This is a genomic window from Klebsiella sp. X1-16S-Nf21 (assembly GCF_002837615.1).
GTDB lineage: Bacteria > Pseudomonadota > Gammaproteobacteria > Enterobacterales > Enterobacteriaceae > Klebsiella > Klebsiella variicola.
Window position 1 is genome coordinate 1 of the sequence record NZ_PJDK01000145.1, and the last position, 2,909, is coordinate 2,909.

Annotated in this window: 6 protein-coding genes; all 6 read right to left on the reverse strand. The window is 49.9% G+C overall.

Going from position 1 to position 2,909, the window contains the following annotated elements; translation table 11 throughout:
- On the reverse strand, nucleotides 1-360 hold a 360-nt coding region (gene rpsD, locus CW267_RS29700), incomplete at its 3' end, for a 30S ribosomal protein S4 (protein ID WP_101148715.1).
- A gap of 33 nt (nucleotides 361-393) precedes the next feature.
- Nucleotides 394-783, reverse strand: a complete 390-nt coding sequence (gene rpsK, locus CW267_RS29705) for a 30S ribosomal protein S11 (RefSeq protein ID WP_004388621.1) — start codon at nucleotides 781-783, stop codon at nucleotides 394-396.
- A gap of 16 nt (nucleotides 784-799) precedes the next feature.
- Complete coding sequence (gene rpsM, locus CW267_RS29710) at nucleotides 800-1,156, reverse strand: 30S ribosomal protein S13 (protein WP_002919259.1); 357 nt, start codon at nucleotides 1,154-1,156, stop codon at nucleotides 800-802.
- Nucleotides 1,157-1,302: 146 nt separating this feature from the next.
- Nucleotides 1,303-1,419 carry a 50S ribosomal protein L36 gene (rpmJ, locus tag CW267_RS29715; RefSeq protein ID WP_000868187.1) on the reverse strand — a complete coding sequence of 39 codons (117 nt, stop codon included), beginning with the start codon at nucleotides 1,417-1,419 and terminating at the stop codon, nucleotides 1,303-1,305.
- Nucleotides 1,420-1,452: 33 nt separating this feature from the next.
- Nucleotides 1,453-2,784 (reverse strand): preprotein translocase subunit SecY, encoded by a 1,332-nt coding sequence (gene secY, locus CW267_RS29720; RefSeq protein ID WP_008807050.1) that lies wholly within the window; start codon nucleotides 2,782-2,784, stop codon nucleotides 1,453-1,455.
- Between the two features lie 7 nt (nucleotides 2,785-2,791).
- Nucleotides 2,792-2,909 (reverse strand): uL15m family ribosomal protein (locus CW267_RS29725; protein WP_206054982.1); only part of this gene is annotated, 118 nt, incomplete at its 5' end.

Genomic DNA, 2,909 nt, shown 5'->3' on the forward strand with positions numbered 1-2,909 from the left:
GTGGCTAACCAGCTGGCGTGCTTCAGCACGAGTGGCGCCGAAGCCCATACGGTATACAACGTTGTCCAGACGACCTTCCAGCAGAGCCAACAGGTTTTCACCGGTGTTGCCTTTCAGACGTGCTGCTTCTTTATAGTAGTTACGGAACTGACGCTCCAGCACACCGTACATACGGCGAACTTTTTGCTTTTCACGCAACTGCACACCATAGTCAGACAGACGCGGTTTACGCGCACCGTGCTGGCCAGGAGCTTGTTCAATTTTACACTTGGTATCGATCGCGCGAACGCCAGACTTAAGGAATAAGTCGGTGCCCTCACGACGGCTCAGCTTGAGCTTAGGACCCAAATATCTTGCCATTTTCTTTCTCCAACTAACCTGGAAAACGTAGCGTTATACGCGACGTTTTTTCGGCGGACGACAACCGTTATGAGGGATCGGAGTCACATCAGTAATATTAGTGATGCGGAAACCAGCGGCGTTCAGTGCACGAATGGTAGATTCGCGACCCGGACCCGGACCTTTGACCATAACTTCCAGATTCTTGATGCCGTATTCTTTTACGGCTTCTGCGCAACGCTCTGCTGCAACCTGAGCTGCAAACGGAGTGGATTTGCGAGAACCACGGAAACCGGAACCACCGGCTGTTGCCCAACCCAGTGCGTTACCCTGACGATCAGTGATAGTAACGATGGTGTTGTTAAAAGAAGCATGGATATGAGCCACGCCATCAGAGACTTGTTTTCTTACACGCTTACGTGCACGAACTGGTGCCTTTGCCATTATTCAATCACCCCGATTATTTCTTGATCGGTTTACGCGGACCCTTACGGGTACGTGCGTTGGTCTTGGTACGCTGACCGCGAACCGGAAGACCACGACGATGGCGTAAACCACGGTAGCAACCAAGGTCCATCAGACGCTTGATGCTCAGGGTGATTTCACGGCGCAGATCACCTTCAACGACAAATTTACCTACTGCTTCACGCAGAATATCAATTTGTTCTTCAGACAGCTCACTGATCTTAACATTTTCAGCGATGCCCGTTTCAGCGCAGATAGCTTTAGAACGGGTTTTGCCGATACCGAAAATAGCGGTTAAAGCGATTACGGTATGTTTGTGATCAGGAATGTTAATGCCTGCTATACGGGCCACTATGCACTCCTACTATTTAATATGTACGTACCATGCTGAAAAGCCCGTTTTCAGGATACTCAAATGGAAACGTACAGACATACAAAAGATTGGCTGGCTAATCTAGCCAGCTCAATCCAACTTTGCAAGAAAAATATGCGAATAAATCAGCCTTGGCGCTGTTTATGCTTCGGCTCGGCACTGCAAATCACACGGATGACGCCATCACGCTTAACGATTTTGCAGTTACGGCATAATTTCTTGACGGAAGCACGAACTTTCATTTTTACTCTCCGTAACTTCTCGGGCGACCAGTTTTAACGGCCGTAGCCTTTCAGGTTCGCCTTCTTCAATGCAGACTCATACTGACTGGACATCATCAGAGTTTGCACTTGAGCCATAAAGTCCATAATCACGACAACAACGATAAGCAGCGATGTCCCACCGAAGTAGAACGGCACTTTCATCGCGTCACGCATGAACTCCGGGATCAGGCAGATAAAAGTAATATACAACGCACCAACCAGAGTCAGGCGAGTCATCACTTTATCGATATACTTCGCCGTTTGCTCTCCCGGACGAATTCCTGGTACAAATGCACCGGACTTCTTCAGGTTATCTGCTGTTTCACGCGGGTTGAAAACCAACGCCGTGTAGAAGAAACAGAAGAAGATGATTGCAGACGCATAGAGTAACACATAAAGCGGTTGCCCAGGCTGCAAATACAGCGAAATTGTTGTCAGCCAGTTCCAACCAGTACCACCCCCGAACCATGACGTGATGGTTGCCGGGAACAGTATAATACTGGAAGCGAAGATTGCCGGGATTACCCCCGCCATATTCACTTTCAGCGGTAAATGTGTGCTCTGTGCAGCATAGACACGACGACCCTGCTGCCGTTTCGCGTAGTTTACCACAATGCGGCGTTGACCACGTTCAACGAATACAACAAAGAAGGTCACTGCAAATACTAATACTGCAACCAACAGCAACAGGAGGAAGTGCAGGTCGCCTTGACGCGCTTGCTCGATAGTATGGGCGATGGCCGGCGGGAGTCCCGCAACGATCCCGGCGAAGATCAGGATCGAGATACCGTTACCGATACCGCGTTCAGTGATCTGTTCGCCGAGCCACATCAGGAACATAGTCCCTGTGACCAGACTTACAACAGCGGTGAAATAGAACGCAAAGCCTGGATTAATCACCAGGCCCTGCATACCAGGCATATTCGGCAGACCGGTAGCAATACCGATCGACTGGAATATCGCCAGCACCAGAGTACCGTAGCGGGTGTACTGGCTGATCTTACGACGACCAGACTCCCCTTCTTTCTTCAGCTCTGCCAGCGGTTGGTAAACCACCGTCAGCAGCTGCACGATGATAGATGCCGAGATATACGGCATAATCCCCAGTGCAAAGATAGAAGCACGGCTGAGAGCACCACCAGAGAACATGTTGAACATTTCAATGATGGTGCCTCGCTGTTGCTCAAGCAGTTTGGCAAGTACAGCGGCATCAATACCAGGGATCGGAATAAAAGAGCCAATACGGAACACTATCAGCGCACCGACCACAAACAGAAGTCTGCGTTTCAGTTCGCCAAGGCCACCTTTGGCACTTTGAAAATCTAATCCCGGTTGTTTAGCCATCTGCTACTTATTCCTCAATTTTACCGCCAGCAGCTTCGATAGCAGCACGAGCACCTTTAGTCACACGCAGGCCACGAACAGTTACCGGACGAGTTACCTCACCAGACAGGATCACTTTCGCGAAC

Excerpts from the sequence above, each read along its gene's own strand:
- rpsK (WP_004388621.1), bottom strand. The coding sequence starts at position 783 with ATGGCAAAGGCACCAGTTCGTGCACGTAAGCGTGTAAGAAAACAAGTC.
- rpmJ (WP_000868187.1), bottom strand. The coding sequence starts at position 1,419 with ATGAAAGTTCGTGCTTCCGTCAAGAAATTATGCCGTAACTGCAAAATC.
- secY (WP_008807050.1), bottom strand. The coding sequence starts at position 2,784 with ATGGCTAAACAACCGGGATTAGATTTTCAAAGTGCCAAAGGTGGCCTT.